Source organism: Methylocystis sp. IM3 (assembly GCF_038070105.1).
Lineage (GTDB): Bacteria > Pseudomonadota > Alphaproteobacteria > Rhizobiales > Beijerinckiaceae > Methylocystis.
Map to the genome: position 1 here is coordinate 2592447 of NZ_JBBPBZ010000002.1, position 19464 is coordinate 2611910.

The following is a 19464-nucleotide window of genomic DNA, read 5'->3' on the forward strand; positions in this document are numbered from 1 at the left end:
GGGCCGACATTGTCACGCCGTCAAACTAGCCGACCGGTCTATTAATAATCACAGGAGGAGACCATGAAGAATACCACCGCCCTGCTCCTTGGCCTGGCGCGCCTGGCCGCCGCGCCGGGTACGCCCGCCCGAGCGGAACTGCTCGCCGCGCTCAATTATGAGAGCAAGCCGGGGATCGCGCCCCGGCGAGAGGGAATCGCCATCATCGACATCGACCCCGCGTCGCCCCGCTTCAACCAGATCGTGAAGGACGCCCCGCTGCCGCCGGATTTTGTCGCCCATCACATCTATTTCAACCACGACAAGACAAAGGCTTATGTCACCTCGCTCGGGCGCGGCGCCATCGCGGTCTTCGATGTCGCCCGCCTCCCGGAAAACCCCGAGATCGTCGCTGTTCCTGACTGCAAGGTGGGAGAAGACATGGTCTTCACGGCGAACGGGCGGCGCTGGTTTTTGAGCTGCATGGGCTCGAGCAATGTGATCATGGGCGACGCGGCGACCAATCGGACGCTCGCCGTCATCGCCGCCCCGGAGCCAAAGCCGGGCGAGCCGGCCCGGCCCTTCATCAAGAACCCGCACGGGCTGACGCTCAACGACAACCTCGACCTTCTGGTCGTCACCAGCACGGTCGATCCGGCGGACATGACGCGGGCGGGCGAGACCATCACTCTCGTCGAGGCTTCGACGGGAAAGCTTCTGGCGACGCAAAAAGTTTCGAACAAGCCCTCGCCCTCCGGCGAGGCGCCGGTCGAGACGGCCTTCGTTCCCAAGCGGACGCCGCAGACGGCCTATGTCACCAATATGGGCGGCGGGACGCTCTGGACCGGCGTCTGGCGGGAGACGGAGAAAAGGCTCGACCTCGACCGCGCCTTCGATTTCTCGACCATCGGACAAGCCATGCCGCTCGAGATGGAATTCAGCGCGGCGGGCGACCGGCTTTACGTCACCACCGCCAAGCCCGGCGCGCTCAATGTCTTCGACATTGCGGACACGGCAAAGCCGAGGCTCATCGCAAGCGTTCCGGCCGCCGAAGGCGCACATCACCTCGTCTTCTCGCCCGACGGCCGCTATGCCTTCGTGCAGAACAGCCTGCTCAATCTGCCCGGACTGAACGACGGCTCCGTGACGGTCGTCGATCTGACGGCGATGAAGCCCGCGGGCGCCGTCGACGTTCTCAAAAAGGCAGGCTTCAATCCCAACTGCATCGTCCTTCTGCCCGGCCAGGGCGGCGACGAAGATTAAAAAATATGCTCCGGCAGCGACTTACGCGCCGGGGCTCCGCAGTTCCCCGAATTGAAAATTTTTGGCTTTGCGCCCGCGAGTCGCGAGGGCGTATAGATGGATCGTGGCGGCTGATTCGCGATACCGCGAGCCCCAGTCGCCCGCCCAACCTGAGTTGCGTCTCGCGCGTTACTCGCCTGCGCCCGGATTAAGACTTTGGGCGCCAGAGCGGGCGCAAGTGAAGGTTTATTAACCAATTCCGCTTACCGTCGGAAACTAGACGGGACGAGCTGCAAGCCAGGGGGCTGGCCTGCGGCCGATGCGCGCCCGATGCGGCGCCGTGTCGTTGATTAATGGAGCTCGGTGGGGACCCAACATGCGCGTTTTATTGATCGAAGACGACAGCGCGACGGCTCAGAGCATCGAGCTCATGCTCAAATCCGAGAATTTCAACGTCTATACGACGGATCTCGGCGAAGAAGGCATCGACCTCGGCAAGCTCTATGACTACGACATCATCCTTCTGGACCTGAACCTGCCCGACATGTCGGGCTACGAGGTTCTGCGCTCGCTGCGCGTCGCGAAGGTAAAGACGCCCATTCTCATTCTTTCCGGTCTGGCAGGAATTGAAGACAAGGTGAAAGGCCTCGGATTCGGGGCCGACGACTATCTCACCAAGCCCTTCCACAAGGACGAGCTCGTCGCCCGCATCCATGCGATCGTCCGCCGGTCCAAGGGTCATGCGCAGTCGGTCATCGCCACAGGCGACCTCATCGTCAATCTCGACCAGAAAACCGTCGAAGTCAGCGGCGTGCGCGTGCATCTGACCGGCAAGGAATATCAGATGCTCGAGCTGCTCTCGCTGCGCAAGGGCACGACGCTCACCAAAGAGATGTTCCTCAATCACCTCTATGGCGGCATGGACGAGCCGGAACTCAAGATCATCGACGTTTTCATCTGCAAGCTCCGCAAGAAGCTCGCCAACGCCAGCGACGGCCGCAATTACATCGAGACGGTGTGGGGCCGCGGCTATGTTCTGCGTGAGCCCAACGAAGCCGACGAGCGTATCACCGCTTGATAGGCTGAACAAAAAAGCAGGGGCCATGTTCGCATATCGTGCGAACATGGCCCCTTTGGCTTTTACACTTGGGGCGCGAAGGCGCTCCCTGCCTCAGACCAGGCCAATTTCCTCGAATTTCGCCTTCAAGAGGTTCTGGTCGAACGGCTTCAGCATATATTCGTCCGCGCCCGCGCGCATCGCGCGCGCAATATGTCCCGCATCATTCTCCGACGTACAGAAAACGACCTTTGGCGCGGCGCCGCCCGGCATCTGGCGCAGCGCGATCAGGAATTCGACGCCGCCCATTTCCGGCATATTCCAATCGAGCAAGATGCCATCGGGCATGCGCTTCTCGCATGCGACAAGCGCGCTCCTCGCGTCTGCGGCTTCACTCGTGCGCATATGAAGCCCCTCGAGGATTCGGCGCGCGACCTTGCGAATGACGGATGAATCGTCGACCACAAGAACTTCTTTCATTTGCTCTCCCGTTTTGGGGACGCGGGCCCTCACGGAGGCGCGCCGCAATCGCTGCAAAATGAAATCAGGGCTGACGCCGACGGCCAAAAAAACGCGCCCAAGCGACCCCGTCCGCCGCGTTTCGCGGCGACGCGGCGCAGTATGGGCGCGTCCGGTTAAAGAAGCGGAAGCGTCTTGACCTAGGCAACCGCGCTTTGCGGCGCCGCGCTGGGCATTCCGTCGGACGCCATGGCCGGACGGGCTTCGATGCTGACCAGCTCCGAGTCGGTCGAGACGGCGAGTTCGAGACCGCACGCCTTGGCGACGAGACCTGTGTAATAGGGCTGGATGGCGCGGGCGTCGACGGCGCTGTCTTCCGCCTCGCCGGCGAGCAGCGCCGGGATATGCGCCGCGACCCGCGCATTGACGCCGCGCGCCTCGACCTTGAAGGAAGTGGCGTCGTCGCTTCCCAGACAGGAGACGGAAATCACGCCGCCGCGCGGGATCGCGCCGTCGGCCAGCAGGCAGAGATTGAGAAGCAGCTTCACCTTGTTTTTGGACATCAGGACGCGCGGAACGCTCCAATTGAGCTGCGTGCGCTCATCGGCGAGAAGCTGGCGGGTGACGGTCTCCGCGTCGCCGGTGTCGATGGAGGCCCCCTTCGAGCCGGCCGCGCCGAAGGCGAGGCGGCAGAACTGGAGGCGCGCCGAAGCTTCATTCGCCGAGGATTTGATGAGCGCCAGCGCATGGCCGCGCATCTCGGCGTCCTTTTCCTCTTCCAGCACCTCGAGCCCGTTGACGATCGCGCCGACGGGTGAAATCACGTCGTGGCAGACCCGCGACGACAGCAAGGCGGCGAGATCGAGAGCGTCGAGCGAGAAGTTGGTCATTGGGCAATCCCGATGGCGCGAGGCGCCGCTTGCTGATGAAGAGGCCCGTCCGAATCTTTTGCTGTAGAACGCGAACAGGCACGCATGCGACGAATCAGTGCATTTCGTCTGGCGCAAGGGTAGCCGCGGCCGCACGGATTGCAAATTGCGCGCCCTTTGTTCGTAAACGAAGCCTGAAAGGGCGCGCATGATCGACTGTTACGCGGCGCCGTCGGAGCGCCAGGAACTCGCGCGCCGCTTCGGCGATCTCGTCGCCCAAGCGGGCGCGCTCGCGATGGACGTGCTGGCGCGCCCTCGGATCGCGTCGCGGCTCAAGAACGACAGTTCGCCCGTCACCGAGGCCGACCAGCGCGTCGAGGATCATCTGCTCGCCGCCCTGGCGCGCGATATGCCCCGCCTGCCCGTGGTTGCAGAGGAGCAGGCCGCTCGTGGCGAAACGACGGCGCACGGCAGGGTCTTTCTGCTCATCGACCCGATCGACGGCACGCGCGAATTTCTCGCCCGCAGCCCGGAGTTCACGATCAACGTCGCGCTGATCGCCGATGGCGCGCCGATCGTGGGGGCGATCGCGGCGCCGGCGCAGGGCCGCGTCTGGTTCGCCGGTGTGGACGGCTTCGTGGCCGAGGCGCCCCCGGGTGGTCGCCTGCCCGCGCCGCAGGATTGGCGGTCGCTGCGCACCCGCAAGGCGCCCGCCGGCGGTTTGGCTGCACTCGTCTCCAAATCGCACCTCGACCCTGAGACGCTCGCCTTCGTCGCGCGCTTGCCGGTGGCGGCGCGTCTTTCGGTCGGATCGTCGCTCAAATTCTGCGCTATCGCGGAAGGCGTCGCCGATGTTTACCCGCGCTTCGGCCCCACCATGGAATGGGACACGGCCGCAGGGGACGCCATTCTGCGCGCGGCCGGCGGCGTGACGCTCGCCGCGTCGGGCGTGCCGCTTCTCTACGACAAGTCGGCGGCGAATTATCGCAACGGCCCCTTTGTCGCCTGGGGCGATCCCGCCGCGGCAAGCCTTTATTAACGACGGCGCGCGACTCTCGCCGGGCGCGCAAAGCCCGCCGCACCCCTGACGCGACGGCGCCGCGCGGCGGCCGCATTCTGCGGCGAACCGTCGCGAGGCCCGTCCGCGAGGCCCGTCATTGTCTGCGTATTGGAGTTCAAAGCGATCATGAGCGCCTGGCATCGTCCCTCGTCCCGCCGCGATCTCTTCCGCCTCGCGGCCTCCGCCGCGGCCTCCGCCGCCCTTCCCGGCGCGGCGCGCGCCGTGCAAAGACCGGAAGCCTATTCGAGCGGCGAAATCGTCGAGAATGGACACCGCTTCTTTGGGTCCATTTCGCGCGGGCTCGCCGACGGCCTGGAACAGGCCAACAGGAAATGGGGCCGCCCCAACGCCTATATTCTCGGCCAGGAGGCCGGCGGCGCCTTCGTCGGCGGCCTGCGTTACGGCGAAGGCAAGATGTTCACCCGAAACGCCGGCCAAAAGTCGGTGTTCTGGCAGGGACCCTCCATCGGACTCGACGCCGGCGCCGACGGCGATCGCACGATGATGCTCGTCTATAATCTTCCGGACACAGACTCGATCTACCGCCGCTATGCGGGCGTCAACGGCTCGGCCTATCTCGTGGGCGGATTGGGCTTCACCGCGCTCAACAATGAAGAGGTCGTGGTCATGCCGGTGCGCGCGGGCCTTGGCGCCCGGCTCGGCCTCGCCCTGAGCTATCTGAAATTCACACCGGAATCGACCTGGAACCCGTTCTGAGGCGCCTGTGCCGGCAAGGAAGGGCGCCGCGTCCCTGATGCGTCGCCAAAGCGCGCGCCGCCGCGGCGTCTGCGCTTGAGCGATCGCGAGGCCGTCACGCATGGGCTGCGCCAGAGTTTCTGGGGCGATCTTCATCACCATGCGGTCACGGCCCGCTGGCCCGCCTTCTTCATTGGCGCAGCGCTGGTTTTCGTCCTCTGCAACCTCTGTTTCGCCACGCTCTACATGCTGGGGGACGATCCTGTCGCCAATGCGCGGCCCGGCGCCTTCCTCGACTATTTCTTCTTCAGCATGGAGACTTTCGCCACTGTCGGCTATGGCGACATGCACCCCAGGACGCCCTATGGCCACGCCGTTGCGGCCATTGGCGCCTTCATCGGCGTCTGCGCCCTCGCCGTCACCACCGGCCTGATCTTCACCCGCTTCACCCAGCCCCGCGCACGGGTGCTGTTCGCGCGCGCTCCCGTCGTCGCCATGTTCGACGGCGCCAGGACGCTGATGATCCGCTTCGCCAATGAGCGTCACAACGTCATCGTGGACACCAGCGCCAGGCTCTGGCTCATGCGGTCCGAATATTCGAAGGAAGGCGTCTTCTACCGCCGGTTTCATCGACGAGGCGAGCCCGCTTCACGGCTGGACGGCGCAGGATTTCGCGGAAAGCGACGCGAGCCTCATCCTCATTTTCGAGGGACACGACGAAACCGCCAGCCAGACGCTGCGGGCGCGACGCGACTATCCGATCGCCGACGCGCTCTATGGCCGCGATTACGTCGATATCATGGACCTCAGCGAGACCGGACTCGTCTCGATCGACTATTCCCGGTTCCACGACACCCGCGAAGCGGCCCAACCTTTGGCATAAACCGGGGCCGGTCTTTGCTTTCACGGGCCAATCGTGGCACTCTTGCGCGCGTCCCGCCGGCGATGGGGCGCGCGGCGGCGCGAGGTTGGCGTCTTGATTGAACAGGCAATGTATTTCGCGCTCGGCTTTCTCGTCGCCGGGCTGATCACGCTCCTCTTTCTGCCCGCTTTCTGGCGGCGGGCCATGCGCCTGTCGATGCGGCGGCTGCAAATGCTCGCGCCCATGTCCATGGAGGAGGTCATTGCGGAGCGAGACCTTCTGCGGGCCGAATTCGCCGTTCGCGAGCGCCGGATGGAGCAGGAGATGGAGTCGGTGAAGGCTTCCAAGGCCTTCGACCTCGCCGCCATCGGCCGCCATGCGGCGCGCGTCGCCCAGGCCGAGTCGCAGCTGAGCAAGGCCGAGGCCGACAATCGCGACATGGCGATCGCCCTGAGCGAGGCCAGGAAGGTGCTCGCCGAGCGCACCGATCTTCTGCGCTCCACCGAACTCGCCCTCATCGAAATGACCGAACGCGCCGACCGCGACGTCGAGCGCCTCCGCCTGCTCGAATCGGACAAGGAAGAGCTCGGCCGCGAGAAGGACGTCCAGACCAGCCGCGTCGTGGCGCATGAGGCGAGGATCGGGGCGCTGCATGAGCAAACCGCTAGATTGCAGCGCGAGTTGGAGGAATTGAAGCAGGAGCATGAGCGCGTCGCCGCCGAGGCCGCGCGCGTGCCGGGGCTCGCCAAGCATCTCGCCCACAAGACCGAGGAGCTCGAGACAGCGGAGCGCGAGAACCGTCTCGTCGCCAAGGAGCGTGAGGAGACCCGCGCCGAACTCACCGCCGAGCAGGAGCGCCGGCGTAATGAGGTCGAGTCGCTCGAGAACGCCCTGCGCCTCGCACGCGGCGAGGCCCGGAACGCCGCCGACAGGCTCGAATCCGCCCGCGCCGACAACGCCATGCTGCACGGCGCGGTCGAGGCGTTGCGCGCCGAACGCGCGCATCAGCGCCGCAATGGCGCAGCGGGGGAGCCGGCGGCCCAGGGAGACGTGGCCGCGCTGCGTGACGCGCTCACGGAATTCGGAACGCGCGTCGCCGAACTCGCCGAGACCGCGCCCGAACGGGTCGAGTGACGGCGGCTTGACCGCCCGGCCGCGCTTTGGGACAAGAGCCGCGAACGTCACTCCCGCCACGAGGTTTTGAGCCTTGCTCTTCGTCGCCCTTTGCTACGACAAGCGTGACCACGTCGATCTGCGCCTCTCGACCCGCGCCGCCCATCTCGCCTTTCTCGAAACGCATGCGGCGCAAGTGAAGCTCGGCGGCCCCTTTCTGGAGGGCGAAAAGCCGGTCGGCTCCATGCTGATCCTCGAGTGCCCCGACGAAGCTTCTGCCCGCGCCCTGCTCTCGCAGGATCCTTATGCGGAGGCGGGCCTTTTCGAACGGGTGGAGCTGCGCGCCTGGAAGCGCGTCGTCGGGGCGACGCTCTAGATGGCCCATTGGCTTCTCAAGAGTGAGCCCTCGACCTGGTCATGGGACCAGCAGGTCGCCGCCGGCGCCGAGGGCACGTTCTGGAACGGGGTGCGCAACCATCTCGCCAAAAAACATCTCATGGCGATGAGGAAAGGCGAACGCGGCTTCTTCTACCACTCCAATGAAGAGCGCGCGATCGTCGGAATCGTTGAAATCATCAAGGAATACTACCCGGACCCCACCGACCAGACCGGCAAGTTCGGCATGGTCGACGTGATGGCGACGAAGGCGCTCGCCAGGCCCGTGAGTCTCGCAGAGATCAAGGCCGAGCCTCGCCTCGCGGACATGGTCCTGGTGAACAATTCGCGGCTCTCGGTGCAGCCGGTGACGGACGCCGAGTGGGCGGTTGTGATGAAGATCGCGGGAGAGAAAGCCTAGCGCCGACATCGGGCGCGTCGACGCCGTTGGGGTCCGGCCGCATCGAAATCGAGGGCTTCCCGCTACGGCGCGGAGCGGCCGAACAGCGCGGGAGACGCCCGCGCCACGCGCGCGGGCAAGGCGCCCGGATTTCAGTGCGCGACGTTCGACCAGATCTTGCGCTTCGTGAAATAAAGCAGCAGCGCAAAGACGATCAGAAAGGCGACAACGCCCTGGCCGATATGTTTGCGCGCCTCGAGATGCGGCTCCGCCACCCACATCATGAAGGCGGTGACGTCTTTGGCGTATTGATCGACCGTCTGCGGCGACCCGTCGTCATAGGTCACGGCGCCGTCCGAGAGAGGCGGCGGCATGCCGATGCGATTTCCCGCCATATAGGCGTTGTAATACTGACCGTCCGGGATCTTCATATCGTGCGGCGGGTCGGTATAGCCCTTGAGCAGCGACGCGATGTAATCCACCCCGTGCTCCTGGTAGGAAAGGCCGGGGACCGCATCGAGTAGGAAGGTCGGGAAGCCGCGGCCGTAGCCGCGCGCCTTGGCGAGAACCGACATATCCGGAGGATAGGCACCCGACATGGCCGCGCGCGCGGCCTGCTCATTGGCGAAGGGCGGCGGGAAACGGTCGCTCGGCCTCGCCGGGCGGTCGTAATATTCGCCGGCGTCATTGGGGCCGTCCTTCACCTTGTAGGTCGCGGCGAGATCGGCGACCTCCTGCTCGGTGAATTCGGGTCCGCCCGGCTGGCCGAGATTGCGGAAGGCCAGCATCTTGACGGAATGGCAGGTCGAGCAGACCTCCTTGTAGACCTTGAAGCCACGCCGAAGCTGCGCCTTGTCATATTGTCCGAAGAAGCCGGCGAAGCTCCAGGCGTGAACCTCGGGTTTCTTCTCGTGATGCCCTTCCGCAAGGGCCGGCGACCCGGTGACAGCCGCGAGCAGAGCGGTTCCCGAAAGGAGAGACAAGAACGGTCTGCGCGTCATCGAAGAATCCTGTTGGGCGAATATGTTGCCGGCGTCAGACATGGGAGACCTCGCCCCTGGCGACGGCGGCGTCGATGGATTCCGGAAGCGGCTCGGACTTCTCGAATTTCGAGATGAGCGGCAGGATGATCACGTAATGGAGGAAGTAGTAGAGGGCGAAGAGGCGGGCGAGCCAGAGATAGACGCCTTCCGCCGGTTGCGCGCCGAGATAGCCGAGGCCGATGCAAACGGCGACGAATATCCAGTAGAACTTGCGGAACAGCGGCCGATAGGCGCCCGATTTCACCGGCGAGCGATCGAGCCAGGGCAAGGCCGCGGCGATGAGGATCGACAGAAACAGCGCAATGACGCCCAGAAGCTTGTTCGGGATCGCGCGCAGGATCGCGTAGAAGGGCAGGAAATACCACTCCGGCACGATATGCGGCGGCGTCACCAGCGGATTCGCCTCGATGTAATTGTCGGGATGGCCGAGGTAGTTGGGCACAAAGAAGGTCATCCAGGCGTAGAGGACCAGAAAGGCCGCGATCGCGAAACCGTCTTTCATCGTCGCGTAGGGCGTGAAGGGAACGGTGTCCTTCTTGACGTTCTTCACCTCGACGCCCGTCGGATTGTTCTGACCCGTCACATGCAGCGCCCAGACATGCAGGGCGACGATCGCCACGATGATGAAGGGCAGGAGATAATGCAGGGCGAAGAAGCGGTTCAGCGTCGGATTGTCGACCGAATAGCCGCCCAGCAGCCAGGTCGTGATGCCGGTTCCGACGACGGGGATCGCCGAGAACAGATTGGTGATGACCGTCGCCGCCCAGAAGGACATCTGGCCCCAGGGCAGGACATAGCCCAGAAAGCCCGTCGCCATCATCACCATGAAGATGATGACGCCCAGGATCCAGAGCACCTCGCGCGGCTCCTTGTAGGAGCCGTAATACATGCCGCGAAAGATGTGGATATAGACGGCGAGGAAGAACATCGAGGCGCCATTGGCGTGCGCGTAGCGCAGCGCCCAGCCCCAGTTCACGTCGCGCATGATCTTCTCGACCGAGTCGAAGGCGAGCGTGGTTTCCGGCGTGTAGTGCATCGCGAGCACCACGCCGGTGACGATCTGCGCCACCAGCATGAAGGAGAGAATGGCGCCGAAGGTCCAGAGATAATTGAGATTCTTCGGCGTCGGATAGGCGACGAAGGAATCATACATGAAGCTGATGATGGGGAGCCGGCGCTCCAGCCAACGGGCAAAGCCGCTCTTGGGCGTGTATTGGGAATGTCCGCTCATGGAACTTTCTCGAATGCGTCAGGCGCGGCTAAGGGCGCGGGGAATATGCGGGCAGGCCCGGGCCTATCCGATCTTGATCTTGGCGTCGTTCAGGAAAGTATATTTCGGCACTTCCAGATTGGAAGGCGCGGGGCCGCTGCGGATACGGCCGGAGACATCGTAGGTCGAGCCGTGGCAGGGGCAGAACCAGCCGTCGAATTCGCCGGCCTTGCCAGTGGGAATGCAGCCCAGATGCGTGCAGACGCCGATGATGACGAGCCATTCCGGCTTCTGGACGCGTTTGGAGTCGGGCTCGGGGTCTGGCAGCTCGGCGAGCGGAACGTCTTCCGCGGCCTTGATCTCCTCCGGCGTGCGGTGACGGATGAAGACCGGCTTGCCGCGCCATTTGACGGTGACGATCTGCCCCACGGGTATCGCCGACAGATCGACCTCCGTCGAGGCGAGCGCCCGTGTGGAGGCGTCCGGGTTCATTTGCGAGATCAGCGGCCAGACCATGCCGCCGGCGGCGACGGTCGCGGCCACGCCCGTGGCGATGTAGAGAATGTCCCGACGGCTCGGCTCAGCCGGCGCTTTCTGAAAGATTCTGTCGTTCACGCCTTGACCTCTCCCAATCGCTGCGAGTCGGTAGCGGCTGCAAGCGCGAACTCGACTCGAAGCAATCGTTTCACTTTTACGCGCCGCACGCCAGCCCGCAAGGCCACGGCCCGGCGAAAGACGGAATGAACCCCGCTCGCGCGCGGCTTATGTGGCGCCAATCAGGCATCATGTCCACTTGCGCCGCGCTTAAATCTTTGCCATTGCCCCAGCCTTTCGCGCCGCGTCGCACAATCGCGGCGTTTTGCCGCAAAGTCTCATAAACCATGATCCCGCTCACGCTCGCGCTCTATCAGCCGGACATTCCGCAAAACGCCGGGACGATGCTGCGCGCCTGCGCCTGCCTCGGCGTCGAGGCGGCGATCATCGGGCCGGCGGGCTTCCCCGTCACGGACAGCGCCTTTCGGCGCGCCGGCATGGATTACCTCGATCTCGTGACGATTCGCCGGCACGCCTCCTTCGACGCCTTCCAGTCCTGGCGCGCCGCGCAGGCGGCGGCGGGCGCGGGCCGACGCCTGCTCCTGCTCTCGACCCGCGCCGCCACGCCCTACACCGCCATCGCCTACCAGCCCGGCGACCTTCTCCTCGTCGGCCGCGAGTCGGCAGGCGTCCCGGACGAGGTGTTCGCCGCCGCGGACATTGCGCTGCGCATTCCCATGGCGCCGCCGGCGCGCTCGCTGAATGTGGCGGTCGCGGCGGCGATGGTCATGGGCGAGGCGCTTCGCCAACTCGGCCGGGACGCGCCCAACGCCTGTTAGCGGCCGCCTCGTGCGCCAGCGCACAGCGCGCGCGCATTCGGCCTCCTAGGGTGCGATCGACCGCCGAGATTTTAAGGCGATCTTAACCTTTCATCGGGAGGCGAAAATGACTCTCCAGGCAGTCCGCGTCTCGTTCTATTGCTTCAACCGACTGATGGCCTCGCTGAAAAGCCTTTTCGTGACTTCTCTCGTCGGGCTTTTCGTCCTGGCTTTCATCACGGAATTTTCCTCGGTCCGCGAAGCGGTGGTCGACGCCGTCTCGAGCTTCCGGCGCATGTCGTCGGTCGAAGGGCTGAACATCAAGGTCGTCTTCCGGTCGCCGGAGGACGCGCCCGCGATCCCCCTGCTCGTCTCGCTCGACGAACCGGCGAAGGACGCTCTTTTCAAGGACATCCGCAGCATGAAGCCCGAACTCTTCGAGCGGCTGCTGAACGCCGGCGCGCTTCCCAATCTCTGCGAATTCGAACATCCGGACGCCCAGATGCTGGAAGATCTGTCTCTCGACCACAAATTGCGGGACATGGGCCTGGTGAAGCTCGAAACCGCCCCCGAGGTGCAGGCGTCCGTCATTCAGGAGATGCGCGCCCGGAAACTGGCGGGCGACCGGTGGGACATCGGCAAGCCGCTGAGCTGCTATGTCGCGAAGCTCGAAGCGCGCGGCTGGAACGTGAAGACCGCCGTCCTGCAATATCTCTCGTCCGGCCTTTCCGGCGCTGCGGCCCTGCATCCGGAAGGCCAGGCGCAACCCAAGCCCGCCAGGGTGGCGCATTACGCCTCGCGCTGAGCGCGGCGCAGCAATTGACAAGCGCGGCTCAGGGCGGCGAAGAAGCGGGATAAAAAAGGAGACGCCGATGACCGCCGCGCAGAACCAGCTCGAAGCCCGCAAGATCGCAGCGCGCGAATGGTTCGAAGCGTTGCAGCTCCGGATTTGCGCGGCCTTCGAGAAGCTGGAGGAGGAGGCGACCGGCCCCTTCGCCGAGGCGACGGCGCCGGGGCGCTTCGTTCTCTCGCCCTGGGAGCGGAACAACCACGACGGCGCGCCGGGCGGCGGCGGTCGCATGGGCATGATCCATGGCAGGGTCTTCGAGAAGGCCGGCGTCCACTGCTCGACCGTCTTCGGCACGTTCCAGCCGGAATTCGCCAAACAGATTCCCGGAGCCGCCGAAGACCCCCGCTTCTTCGCCACCGGCATCTCGCTCATCGCTCATCCCTGGAATCCGAATGTGCCGGCGGTGCACATGAACACGCGCTTCGTCGTGACGACGAAAGCCTGGTTCGGCGGCGGGGCCGATCTCACCCCCGTCCTCGACGCCCGCCGCACGCAGGAGGACCCTGACACGGTCGCCTTCCACGCCGCCATGCGCGGCGCCTGCGCGCGCCATCCGGTCGCCGACTATGCGCGGTTCAGGACGTGGTGCGACGAGTATTTCTATCTGCCGCACCGCAAGGAGCCGCGCGGGATCGGCGGCATTTTCTATGATTATTTCAACAGCGCGGGCGATCCGCAAAACAGCGCGTGGGACAAGGATTTCGCTTTCACCCGCGACGTCGGCGAGAGCTTTCTCGCGATCTATCCCGAGCTCGTGCGCCGCAATGTCTCGACCCCCTGGAGCGCGGCGCAACGCGAGGAGCAGCTCGTCCGGCGGGGACGCTATGTCGAGTATAATCTGCTCTATGACAGGGGCACGATCTTCGGCCTCAAGACTGGCGGCAACGTCGACTCGATCCTCTCCTCCATGCCGCCGACGGTGAAATGGCCCTGAGCCTCATCCGAAGGTCCAGGCCCTGTTGATCGCGAAGGTGACGAACATGGCGATGAGCGTCGTGACGGCCTGCGCCGGCAGATAGGGCGCCCCGAGCCGCGCCACGAACAGGCTCATGAGCGCAAAAGTGATGCAGAAGCCGAGGAACGCCGTCAGCGCGAAGCGCCAGCCCGCCTCGGCGTGGGAGCGGTCGCTTGCGAAAGTGTGGCGGCGGTTGAGAACGTAAGCCACCACGCCCCCGGCGACATAGCCGCACAGCGTCGCGGGCACCGGGGGCCAGCCGCCCGCCTCCACCAGGCCGATCAGAAGGGCGTAGTGCAGCGCCGTCGCCGCCGCGCCGACCGACGCATAGGCCGTAAGCTGGCGAAAGACAGCCATGTCAGCGCGGAAGCTGGGCGTAATAGCGCGCCAGCCCCTGCATCTCTTCGTCGGAGAGATGGCGGCTCTCGTAGCGCATCTCCTTGTGCGGGCGCCGGCCGGATTTGAACGCCTGAAGCTGTGTGTAGAGATACCGCTCGTGCTGGCCCGCGAGATTGGGGATTTCGACATCCCGCCCGATCCCGTCCATCCCGTGACAGGCGGCGCATTCCGCGAGGGCGCCCGGAAGCTCCTCCGCCAGCGCCGGCGCGGCGAGCGCGGCCAGAGAGAGAGCACAGGCGCGAATCACCGTCGGCGGCGCTTTCCGCGCCGGGGACGAGCTTTGAATCTTTGCCGACCCTCGAATCGTTACATTTAGTTGCAAAATAACGCGTGTGGCAAGCGAAACCAGCGCAAAAATCATCGAAAAACACTCCACGAAGACGATTTCACTTGATGCACGAGGATATTGGTCGAATAACTCAAGCTCATCAGAACATGATGTTTCTTCACGGATCGTCACCAAAAAGTTAGGTGGGTCGAGCTTGGCGTCCGAAGATTGGCTCCTCACCAGAATCGCCACCGCCGACAAGGCGGTCAAGTCGCTGGACGAGGCGACATCGGTGCGCGCCCTGGGGCTCCGCCTGCTCGAGATGGCTCTGCAATTCGGGGCGGTCTCGATCATCGCGGGCGCGATCCCCGGGGAATTGTCCGCGCATCCATCCGGGCCCTGCGCGGAGACCGGCTGCTGGCGCTCCCACCCGCCGCCCGACGCGGAGGCGGAGCCGAAGGCGCCGTCCGCCATCCTCGCTGAGAACCGCACGCATCTCTTCGGGCGCGCGCCCGAGACTGGCATAATGACGCATTGGGTCGTCGAATGCGCGCGCTGCCGGGATGGCTGGATTTCGGGAGGGAAAGGGCTGCTCTTCCCCGTGGTGGAGACTGACGCGGGCGTCTTTGGTCTCGGGTTCTTCGGACCCGAGCTGTCATCGAGCCCGGAAGTCGCGAGAACACTCGCCTTCTTTGCGCATTACGCTTTTGTGAGGTTCGTGAAAATTGACCGCCTGATTGCAGCGCCGCGCCTCTCCGAGCGCCTGATCCTGACCCTGAAATGGGCGGCCGAGGGTAAGACCGATCAGGAAATCGCGTTGATCCTCAATGTGTCAGGACACACGGTCGACAAATACATGCGGCAGCTCAAGCAGGAGCTCAACGCCGTGAACCGCACCTCAGCGATTGTCTTGGCCATCCGCCACGGCCTGATTGGGTAACGGGCGGCTCCGTCCCGGTGGCAGGAATCCGGTCCGGAGCCGCCTCGCTCCAGCCCCCCTCAACCCCCGGGCCGGATAGACAAGCCATCGCGGCCGACGGCAAGCTTCAGATCGCCGCGCTGGTTCATCTTTCTGAAAAACTCGATGATTTTTGCCTGGTCGTCATCGCGAAGGACGACGAATTCACGTAGCAAGGCGAGCGTATTCTTCTCGTCGAGGAGATAAAAGAACTCGATGAGGTCCGAACCGTTTCGCTCGAGAATCCGACGGCCCACGGCCTCGGCAACCGATGAATCTCCAGAGATCGACATCTTCTCCACCAGCAGCAGCCACAAGACCTTATCAAATCTGACGAATCAATCTTGGCTGTTCCGCCCAAAATGGGGAAGTACGGAAATCCGTAAACTGCACAAAATGAGCGTTTTTATGTGGCCGAATTGAGCAACGCGCCCAATGTGCGCGCAGCGCCTTCCAAAGGCGAAGCGCGGTCCGGGCTTTGCCCCCTTCTCATCCGGCCGATAATCGTCTAACAACACGTCGACTTCCGAGCCGGGCGCGCCCGCTCGCCGCCCGCGAGACGGGCATATACGGGACGCGTACCGGTCCAGAGGGCCGGAGACGCGGCCTTTTTTTATGCGCGCGCTTCCCCCGGAAGGGCGCGGAGACGGGCGACGGCTTTCTCGCCACGCGGCGACCCCTTCCGGGGCGGCGCCAGCAGGCGAGGACGCCGAGAGGACGAATTCCCTTGATCGCCCCATGCGTCGAGGCGACCTGCCGGGCGGGTCCCTGGACGTGAGGGCGAAAGCAACGTGCGCAAGCCGCGCCGAACCACAGAAGCGACATGCCGAAAAGAACCGACATATCGACCATCCTGATCATCGGCGCGGGCCCCATCGTCATCGGCCAGGCCTGCGAATTCGATTATTCCGGCACACAGGCCTGCAAGGCGCTGAAGGCGGAAGGCTACCGGATCGTGCTCGTCAACTCCAATCCGGCGACGATCATGACCGACCCCGATCTGGCGCATCGCACCTACGTCGAGCCGATCACGCCCGAATTCGTCGCCAAGATCATCGAGAAGGAACGCTACGCCGTCCCCGGCGGCTTCGCCCTGCTCCCGACCATGGGCGGCCAGACGGCGCTCAATTGCGCGCTCTCGCTCGAAAAGATGGGTGTCTTGAAGACATTCGACGTCGAGATGATCGGCGCCACCGCCCAGGCGATCGACAAGGCTGAAGACCGCGAACGCTTTCGCGAGGCGATGACCAAGATCGGCCTCGACACGCCGCGCTCGCATCATGTGAAGACGCTCACCGCAGCGCTCGACGCCCTGGACGACATCGGCCTTCCGGCGATCATTCGTCCGTCGTTCACGCTCGGCGGCACGGGTGGCGGCATCGCCTACAACAAGGCGGAATTCATCGAGATCGTCGAGCGCGGCATCGACGCCTCGCCCACGAGCGAAGTGCTGATCGAAGAGAGCGTGCTCGGCTGGAAAGAGTACGAGATGGAGGTCGTCCGCGACAAGGCGGACAATTGCATCATCGTCTGCTCGATCGAGAACATCGATCCGATGGGCGTGCACACCGGCGACTCCATCACCGTGGCGCCGGCTCTGACGTTGACCGATAAAGAATATCAGATCATGCGCGACGCCTCGCTCGCCGTGCTGCGTGAGATCGGCGTCGAGACCGGCGGCTCCAACGTGCAATTCGCGGTCGATCCGCGCACGGGCCGCATGATCGTCATCGAGATGAATCCGCGCGTGTCGCGCTCCTCCGCGCTCGCCTCCAAGGCGACGGGCTTTCCCATCGCCAAGGTCGCCGCGCGTCTCGCCGTCGGCTACACGCTGGACGAGATCGCCAATGACATCACCGGCGGCGCGACGCCGGCCTCTTTCGAGCCGACGATCGACTACGTCGTCACCAAGATTCCGCGCTTCGCCTTCGAGAAGTTCCCCGGCTCAGAGCCCGTGCTGACGACCGCCATGAAGTCGGTCGGCGAAGCCATGGCCATCGGCCGCAACTTCGCGGAATCTCTGCAAAAGGCGCTGCGTTCGCTGGAGACGGGCCTCTGCGGCCTCGACGACATCGAGATCGAGGGGCTCGGCAAGGGCGACGACATGAATGTGCTGCGCGGCGCGCTCGGTACGCCGACGCCGGACCGCCTGCTCGTCGTCGGCCAGGCGCTGCGCCTCGGCATGAGCCAGCACGAAATCCACGAGGCGAGCAAGATCGACCCATGGTTCATCGCGCGCATCGCCGAGATCGTTTCGCTTGAAGAGAAAGTGAAGAAATTCGGCTTGCCCACGGACGCCGAAAATCTGCGCCGGCTGAAATTCGCCGGCTTCTCGGACGCGCGCCTCGCGACGCTCGCCGGCATGGAGGAAGCGGCCGTGCGCGCCGCGCGCCACGCGCTCGGCGTGCGCCCGGTCTACAAGCGCATCGACACCTGCGCGGCGGAATTCGCCTCCCCCACCGCTTATATGTATTCGACCTATGAGACGCCTTTCGCAGGCGCGCCGGCGAATGAGGCGGAGCCCTCGGATCGCAGGAAAGTCGTCATTCTCGGCGGCGGGCCGAACCGCATCGGACAGGGCATCGAGTTCGACTATTGCTGCTGTCACGCCTGTTTCGCGCTGGACGACGCCGGCTTCGAAACGATCATGATCAACTGCAATCCGGAGACCGTCTCGACCGACTACGACACCTCGGACCGCCTCTATTTCGAGCCGCTCACCAATGAGGACGTGGGCGAAATCCTCGACATCGAGAAGTCTCGAGGAACGCTTACCGGCGTGATCGTCCAATATGGCGGCCAGACGCCCCTGAAGCTGGCGCACGGCCTCGCCGCCATGGGCGCCCCCATCCTCGGGACGCCCGTCGATTCGATCGACCTCGCCGAAGATCGCGACCGGTTCAAGCGGCTCCTCGACAAGCTCGGCCTCAAGCAGCCCAAGAACGGCATCGCCTATTCGGTCGAACAGGCGCGCATCGTCGCGGGCGAACTGGGCCTGCCGCTCGTCGTGCGGCCGTCCTATGTGCTCGGCGGCCGCGCCATGGCCATCATTCGCGACACCAACGCGCTCGATGATTATCTCCTCGGCACATTGCCGAGCCTCGTGCCGTCCGAGATCAAGACGCGCTACCCCAATGACAAGACCGGGCAGATCAATATGGTGCTCGGCAAGAACCCGCTGCTCTTCGACCGTTATCTCACCGACGCCATCGAAGTGGACGTGGACTGCATCGCCGACGGCGAACAGGCGGCGATCGCGGGGGTGATGGAGCATATCGAGGAGGCGGGCATTCACTCGGGCGACTCGGCCTGCTCGCTGCCACCCCGCTCGCTCACGCCGGAGGTTGTCGCCGAACTCGAGGCGCAGACCAAGAGCCTCGCCATGGCGCTCGGCGTCATCGGCCTGATGAATGTGCAGTTCGCGCTGAAGGACGGCGAGATCTACGTGCTCGAGGTCAATCCCCGCGCCTCGCGCACCGTGCCCTTCGTCGCCAAGGTCGTCGGCGCGCCCTTCGCCAAGATCGCCGCGCGCGTCATGGCGGGCGAGAAGCTCTCCGGCTTCACCCTGCCCTCGGGGCCGCTGAACCATATCGGCGTGAAGGAGGCCGTCTTCCCCTTCGCGCGTTTCCCCGGCGTCGACACGGTGCTCGGCCCGGAGATGCGCTCGACCGGCGAAGTCATCGGCCTCGACGTCGCCTTCGACGCGGCCTTCGTGAAGAGCCAGCTCGGCGGCGGCACCAAGGCGCCGCGCGAGGGCGTCGTCTTCGTCTCGGTTCGGGACGCGGACAAGCCGCGCATCGTCCCGGCCATCCGCGAGCTGAAGGAAATCGGCTTCAGCGTGGTCGCGACCGGCGGCACCGCCCGCTTCCTTCAGGAGGAGGGCATCGCCGCGCAGAAGATCAACAAGGTCTCGGAAGGCCGGCCGCATATCGTCGACGCCATCAAGAACGGCGCGATTCAGCTCGTGTTCAACACGACCGAAGGCGCACAGGCGCTGGCCGACTCGCGTTCCTTGCGCCGCGCCGCCCTTCTGCATAAGGTTCCCTATTATACGACTCTCGCCGGCGCGATCGCGGCGGCGCAGGGGGTCAGGGCCTATGTGTCGGGAGACCTCGAGGCGCGGGCGCTACAGGACTATTTCCAGCCGGCGAAAGACTGAGAAAACAAGGAAAACGAAGACGGAGCCCCAGGCGCGCTTTCGGGCGCCCTGAAGCGTCGCCGGCTCGCTGCCGGCGCCGATTTTGCGGCACAGATGTCAGTCGTGTGATTCGGGGGCGCGCGCGTCCCGCGCCGGGCGCGATGCCCGCGCGGGGAGCC

At 64.8% G+C, this 19464-nt stretch carries 21 protein-coding genes; 13 read left to right on the plus strand and 8 right to left on the minus strand.

What is annotated here, in order from left to right:
- Positions 1 to 63: 63 nt before the first annotated feature.
- On the plus strand, positions 64 to 1242 hold the full coding sequence (locus tag WOC76_RS14600; protein ID WP_341431469.1) for a hypothetical protein: 1179 nt from the start codon (positions 64 to 66) through the stop codon (positions 1240 to 1242).
- Between the two features lie 355 nt (positions 1243 to 1597).
- Positions 1598 to 2299 carry a response regulator transcription factor CtrA gene (gene ctrA / locus WOC76_RS14605; RefSeq protein ID WP_341105874.1) on the plus strand — a complete coding sequence of 234 codons (702 nt, stop codon included), beginning with the start codon at positions 1598 to 1600 and terminating at the stop codon, positions 2297 to 2299.
- A 93-nt stretch (positions 2300 to 2392) separates the two neighbouring features.
- Here ctrA and WOC76_RS14610 read toward each other — a convergent pair whose 3' ends face one another.
- Together WOC76_RS14610 and chpT are read right to left on the minus strand one after the other, a co-directional pair.
- Entirely contained in the window at positions 2393 to 2758 is a 366-nt protein-coding gene (locus tag WOC76_RS14610; protein WP_341105873.1) for a response regulator, read from the minus strand.
- 179 nt (positions 2759 to 2937) lie between these two features.
- The gene (chpT, locus tag WOC76_RS14615) at positions 2938 to 3627 is read right to left on the minus strand and encodes a histidine phosphotransferase ChpT (RefSeq protein ID WP_341105871.1); all 690 of its coding nucleotides are present in this window, start codon (positions 3625 to 3627) and stop codon (positions 2938 to 2940) included.
- Positions 3628 to 3814: 187 nt separating this feature from the next.
- Between chpT and cysQ the strand changes: the two genes are divergently transcribed.
- The 6 genes from cysQ to WOC76_RS14650 all read left to right on the plus strand — a co-directional run bounded on the left by cysQ (position 3815) and on the right by WOC76_RS14650 (position 8133).
- Entirely contained in the window at positions 3815 to 4645 is an 831-nt protein-coding gene (cysQ, locus tag WOC76_RS14620; protein ID WP_341105870.1) for a 3'(2'),5'-bisphosphate nucleotidase CysQ, read from the plus strand.
- Positions 4646 to 4792: 147 nt separating this feature from the next.
- Positions 4793 to 5383 (plus strand): DUF1134 domain-containing protein, encoded by a 591-nt coding sequence (locus WOC76_RS14625; protein WP_341105869.1) that lies wholly within the window; start codon positions 4793 to 4795, stop codon positions 5381 to 5383.
- Between the two features lie 75 nt (positions 5384 to 5458).
- Positions 5459 to 6346, plus strand: a complete 888-nt coding sequence (locus WOC76_RS24360; RefSeq protein ID WP_445730618.1) for an ion channel — start codon at positions 5459 to 5461, stop codon at positions 6344 to 6346.
- Entirely contained in the window at positions 6339 to 7358 is a 1020-nt protein-coding gene (locus tag WOC76_RS14640; protein ID WP_341105867.1) for a hypothetical protein, read from the plus strand. Before WOC76_RS24360 ends, WOC76_RS14640 begins: the two co-directional genes overlap by 8 nt.
- 73 nt (positions 7359 to 7431) lie before the next feature.
- Complete coding sequence (locus WOC76_RS14645; protein WP_341105866.1) at positions 7432 to 7713, plus strand: YciI family protein; 282 nt, start codon at positions 7432 to 7434, stop codon at positions 7711 to 7713.
- On the plus strand, positions 7714 to 8133 hold the full coding sequence (locus tag WOC76_RS14650) for an EVE domain-containing protein (RefSeq protein ID WP_341105864.1): 420 nt from the start codon (positions 7714 to 7716) through the stop codon (positions 8131 to 8133).
- Positions 8134 to 8264: 131 nt separating this feature from the next.
- On the opposite strand, the gene WOC76_RS14655 is transcribed toward WOC76_RS14650, so the two are convergent.
- From WOC76_RS14655 to petA, 3 genes are all read right to left on the minus strand, one after another.
- A complete protein-coding gene (locus WOC76_RS14655; protein WP_341105863.1) occupies positions 8265 to 9113 on the minus strand; it encodes a cytochrome c1 in 849 nt (282 codons plus the stop codon).
- A 34-nt stretch (positions 9114 to 9147) separates the two neighbouring features.
- Positions 9148 to 10386, minus strand: coding sequence for a cytochrome b (locus tag WOC76_RS14660; protein ID WP_341105861.1), 1239 nt, complete (start codon positions 10384 to 10386; stop codon positions 9148 to 9150).
- A 63-nt stretch (positions 10387 to 10449) separates the two neighbouring features.
- Positions 10450 to 10980 (minus strand): ubiquinol-cytochrome c reductase iron-sulfur subunit, encoded by a 531-nt coding sequence (gene petA, locus WOC76_RS14665; RefSeq protein ID WP_341105858.1) that lies wholly within the window; start codon positions 10978 to 10980, stop codon positions 10450 to 10452.
- A gap of 266 nt (positions 10981 to 11246) precedes the next feature.
- Here petA and WOC76_RS14670 point away from each other — a divergent pair, with 266 nt between their 5' ends.
- From WOC76_RS14670 to hemF, 3 genes are all read left to right on the plus strand, one after another.
- Positions 11247 to 11738 (plus strand): tRNA (cytidine(34)-2'-O)-methyltransferase, encoded by a 492-nt coding sequence (locus tag WOC76_RS14670; RefSeq protein ID WP_341388833.1) that lies wholly within the window; start codon positions 11247 to 11249, stop codon positions 11736 to 11738.
- A 106-nt stretch (positions 11739 to 11844) separates the two neighbouring features.
- Complete coding sequence (locus tag WOC76_RS14675) at positions 11845 to 12522, plus strand: hypothetical protein (protein ID WP_341105856.1); 678 nt, start codon at positions 11845 to 11847, stop codon at positions 12520 to 12522.
- Positions 12523 to 12589: 67 nt separating this feature from the next.
- Positions 12590 to 13501, plus strand: coding sequence for an oxygen-dependent coproporphyrinogen oxidase (gene hemF, locus WOC76_RS14680; RefSeq protein WP_341105855.1), 912 nt, complete (start codon positions 12590 to 12592; stop codon positions 13499 to 13501).
- Between the two features lie 3 nt (positions 13502 to 13504).
- Here the strand turns inward: hemF and WOC76_RS14685 are convergent, their stop codons facing one another.
- Together WOC76_RS14685 and WOC76_RS14690 are read right to left on the minus strand one after the other, a co-directional pair.
- Positions 13505 to 13879, minus strand: a complete 375-nt coding sequence (locus tag WOC76_RS14685) for a GtrA family protein (RefSeq protein WP_341105853.1) — start codon at positions 13877 to 13879, stop codon at positions 13505 to 13507.
- A 1-nt stretch (position 13880) separates the two neighbouring features.
- Positions 13881 to 14168 (minus strand): c-type cytochrome, encoded by a 288-nt coding sequence (locus WOC76_RS14690; protein WP_341105851.1) that lies wholly within the window; start codon positions 14166 to 14168, stop codon positions 13881 to 13883.
- 235 nt (positions 14169 to 14403) lie between these two features.
- Here WOC76_RS14690 and WOC76_RS14695 point away from each other — a divergent pair, with 235 nt between their 5' ends.
- Positions 14404 to 15129 carry a response regulator transcription factor gene (locus tag WOC76_RS14695; protein ID WP_341105849.1) on the plus strand — a complete coding sequence of 242 codons (726 nt, stop codon included), beginning with the start codon at positions 14404 to 14406 and terminating at the stop codon, positions 15127 to 15129.
- A gap of 59 nt (positions 15130 to 15188) precedes the next feature.
- Here WOC76_RS14695 and WOC76_RS14700 read toward each other — a convergent pair whose 3' ends face one another.
- Positions 15189 to 15464 (minus strand): hypothetical protein, encoded by a 276-nt coding sequence (locus WOC76_RS14700; RefSeq protein ID WP_341105847.1) that lies wholly within the window; start codon positions 15462 to 15464, stop codon positions 15189 to 15191.
- Between the two features lie 506 nt (positions 15465 to 15970).
- Between WOC76_RS14700 and carB the strand changes: the two genes are divergently transcribed.
- The gene (gene carB, locus WOC76_RS14705; protein WP_341105845.1) at positions 15971 to 19306 is read left to right on the plus strand and encodes a carbamoyl-phosphate synthase large subunit; all 3336 of its coding nucleotides are present in this window, start codon (positions 15971 to 15973) and stop codon (positions 19304 to 19306) included.
- The last annotated feature ends 158 nt before the right edge of the window (positions 19307 to 19464 follow it).

Excerpts from the sequence above, each read along its gene's own strand:
- WOC76_RS14600 (WP_341431469.1), top strand. The coding sequence starts at position 64 with ATGAAGAATACCACCGCCCTGCTCCTTGGCCTGGCGCGCCTGGCCGCC.
- ctrA (WP_341105874.1), top strand. The coding sequence starts at position 1,598 with ATGCGCGTTTTATTGATCGAAGACGACAGCGCGACGGCTCAGAGCATC.
- WOC76_RS14610 (WP_341105873.1), bottom strand. The coding sequence starts at position 2,758 with ATGAAAGAAGTTCTTGTGGTCGACGATTCATCCGTCATTCGCAAGGTC.
- chpT (WP_341105871.1), bottom strand. The coding sequence starts at position 3,627 with ATGACCAACTTCTCGCTCGACGCTCTCGATCTCGCCGCCTTGCTGTCG.
- cysQ (WP_341105870.1), top strand. The coding sequence starts at position 3,815 with ATGATCGACTGTTACGCGGCGCCGTCGGAGCGCCAGGAACTCGCGCGC.
- WOC76_RS14625 (WP_341105869.1), top strand. The coding sequence starts at position 4,793 with ATGAGCGCCTGGCATCGTCCCTCGTCCCGCCGCGATCTCTTCCGCCTC.
- WOC76_RS14650 (WP_341105864.1), top strand. The coding sequence starts at position 7,714 with ATGGCCCATTGGCTTCTCAAGAGTGAGCCCTCGACCTGGTCATGGGAC.
- WOC76_RS14655 (WP_341105863.1), bottom strand. The coding sequence starts at position 9,113 with ATGACGCGCAGACCGTTCTTGTCTCTCCTTTCGGGAACCGCTCTGCTC.
- WOC76_RS14660 (WP_341105861.1), bottom strand. The coding sequence starts at position 10,386 with ATGAGCGGACATTCCCAATACACGCCCAAGAGCGGCTTTGCCCGTTGG.
- WOC76_RS14670 (WP_341388833.1), top strand. The coding sequence starts at position 11,247 with ATGATCCCGCTCACGCTCGCGCTCTATCAGCCGGACATTCCGCAAAAC.
- WOC76_RS14675 (WP_341105856.1), top strand. The coding sequence starts at position 11,845 with ATGACTCTCCAGGCAGTCCGCGTCTCGTTCTATTGCTTCAACCGACTG.
- hemF (WP_341105855.1), top strand. The coding sequence starts at position 12,590 with ATGACCGCCGCGCAGAACCAGCTCGAAGCCCGCAAGATCGCAGCGCGC.
- WOC76_RS14685 (WP_341105853.1), bottom strand. The coding sequence starts at position 13,879 with ATGGCTGTCTTTCGCCAGCTTACGGCCTATGCGTCGGTCGGCGCGGCG.
- carB (WP_341105845.1), top strand. The coding sequence starts at position 15,971 with ATGCCGAAAAGAACCGACATATCGACCATCCTGATCATCGGCGCGGGC.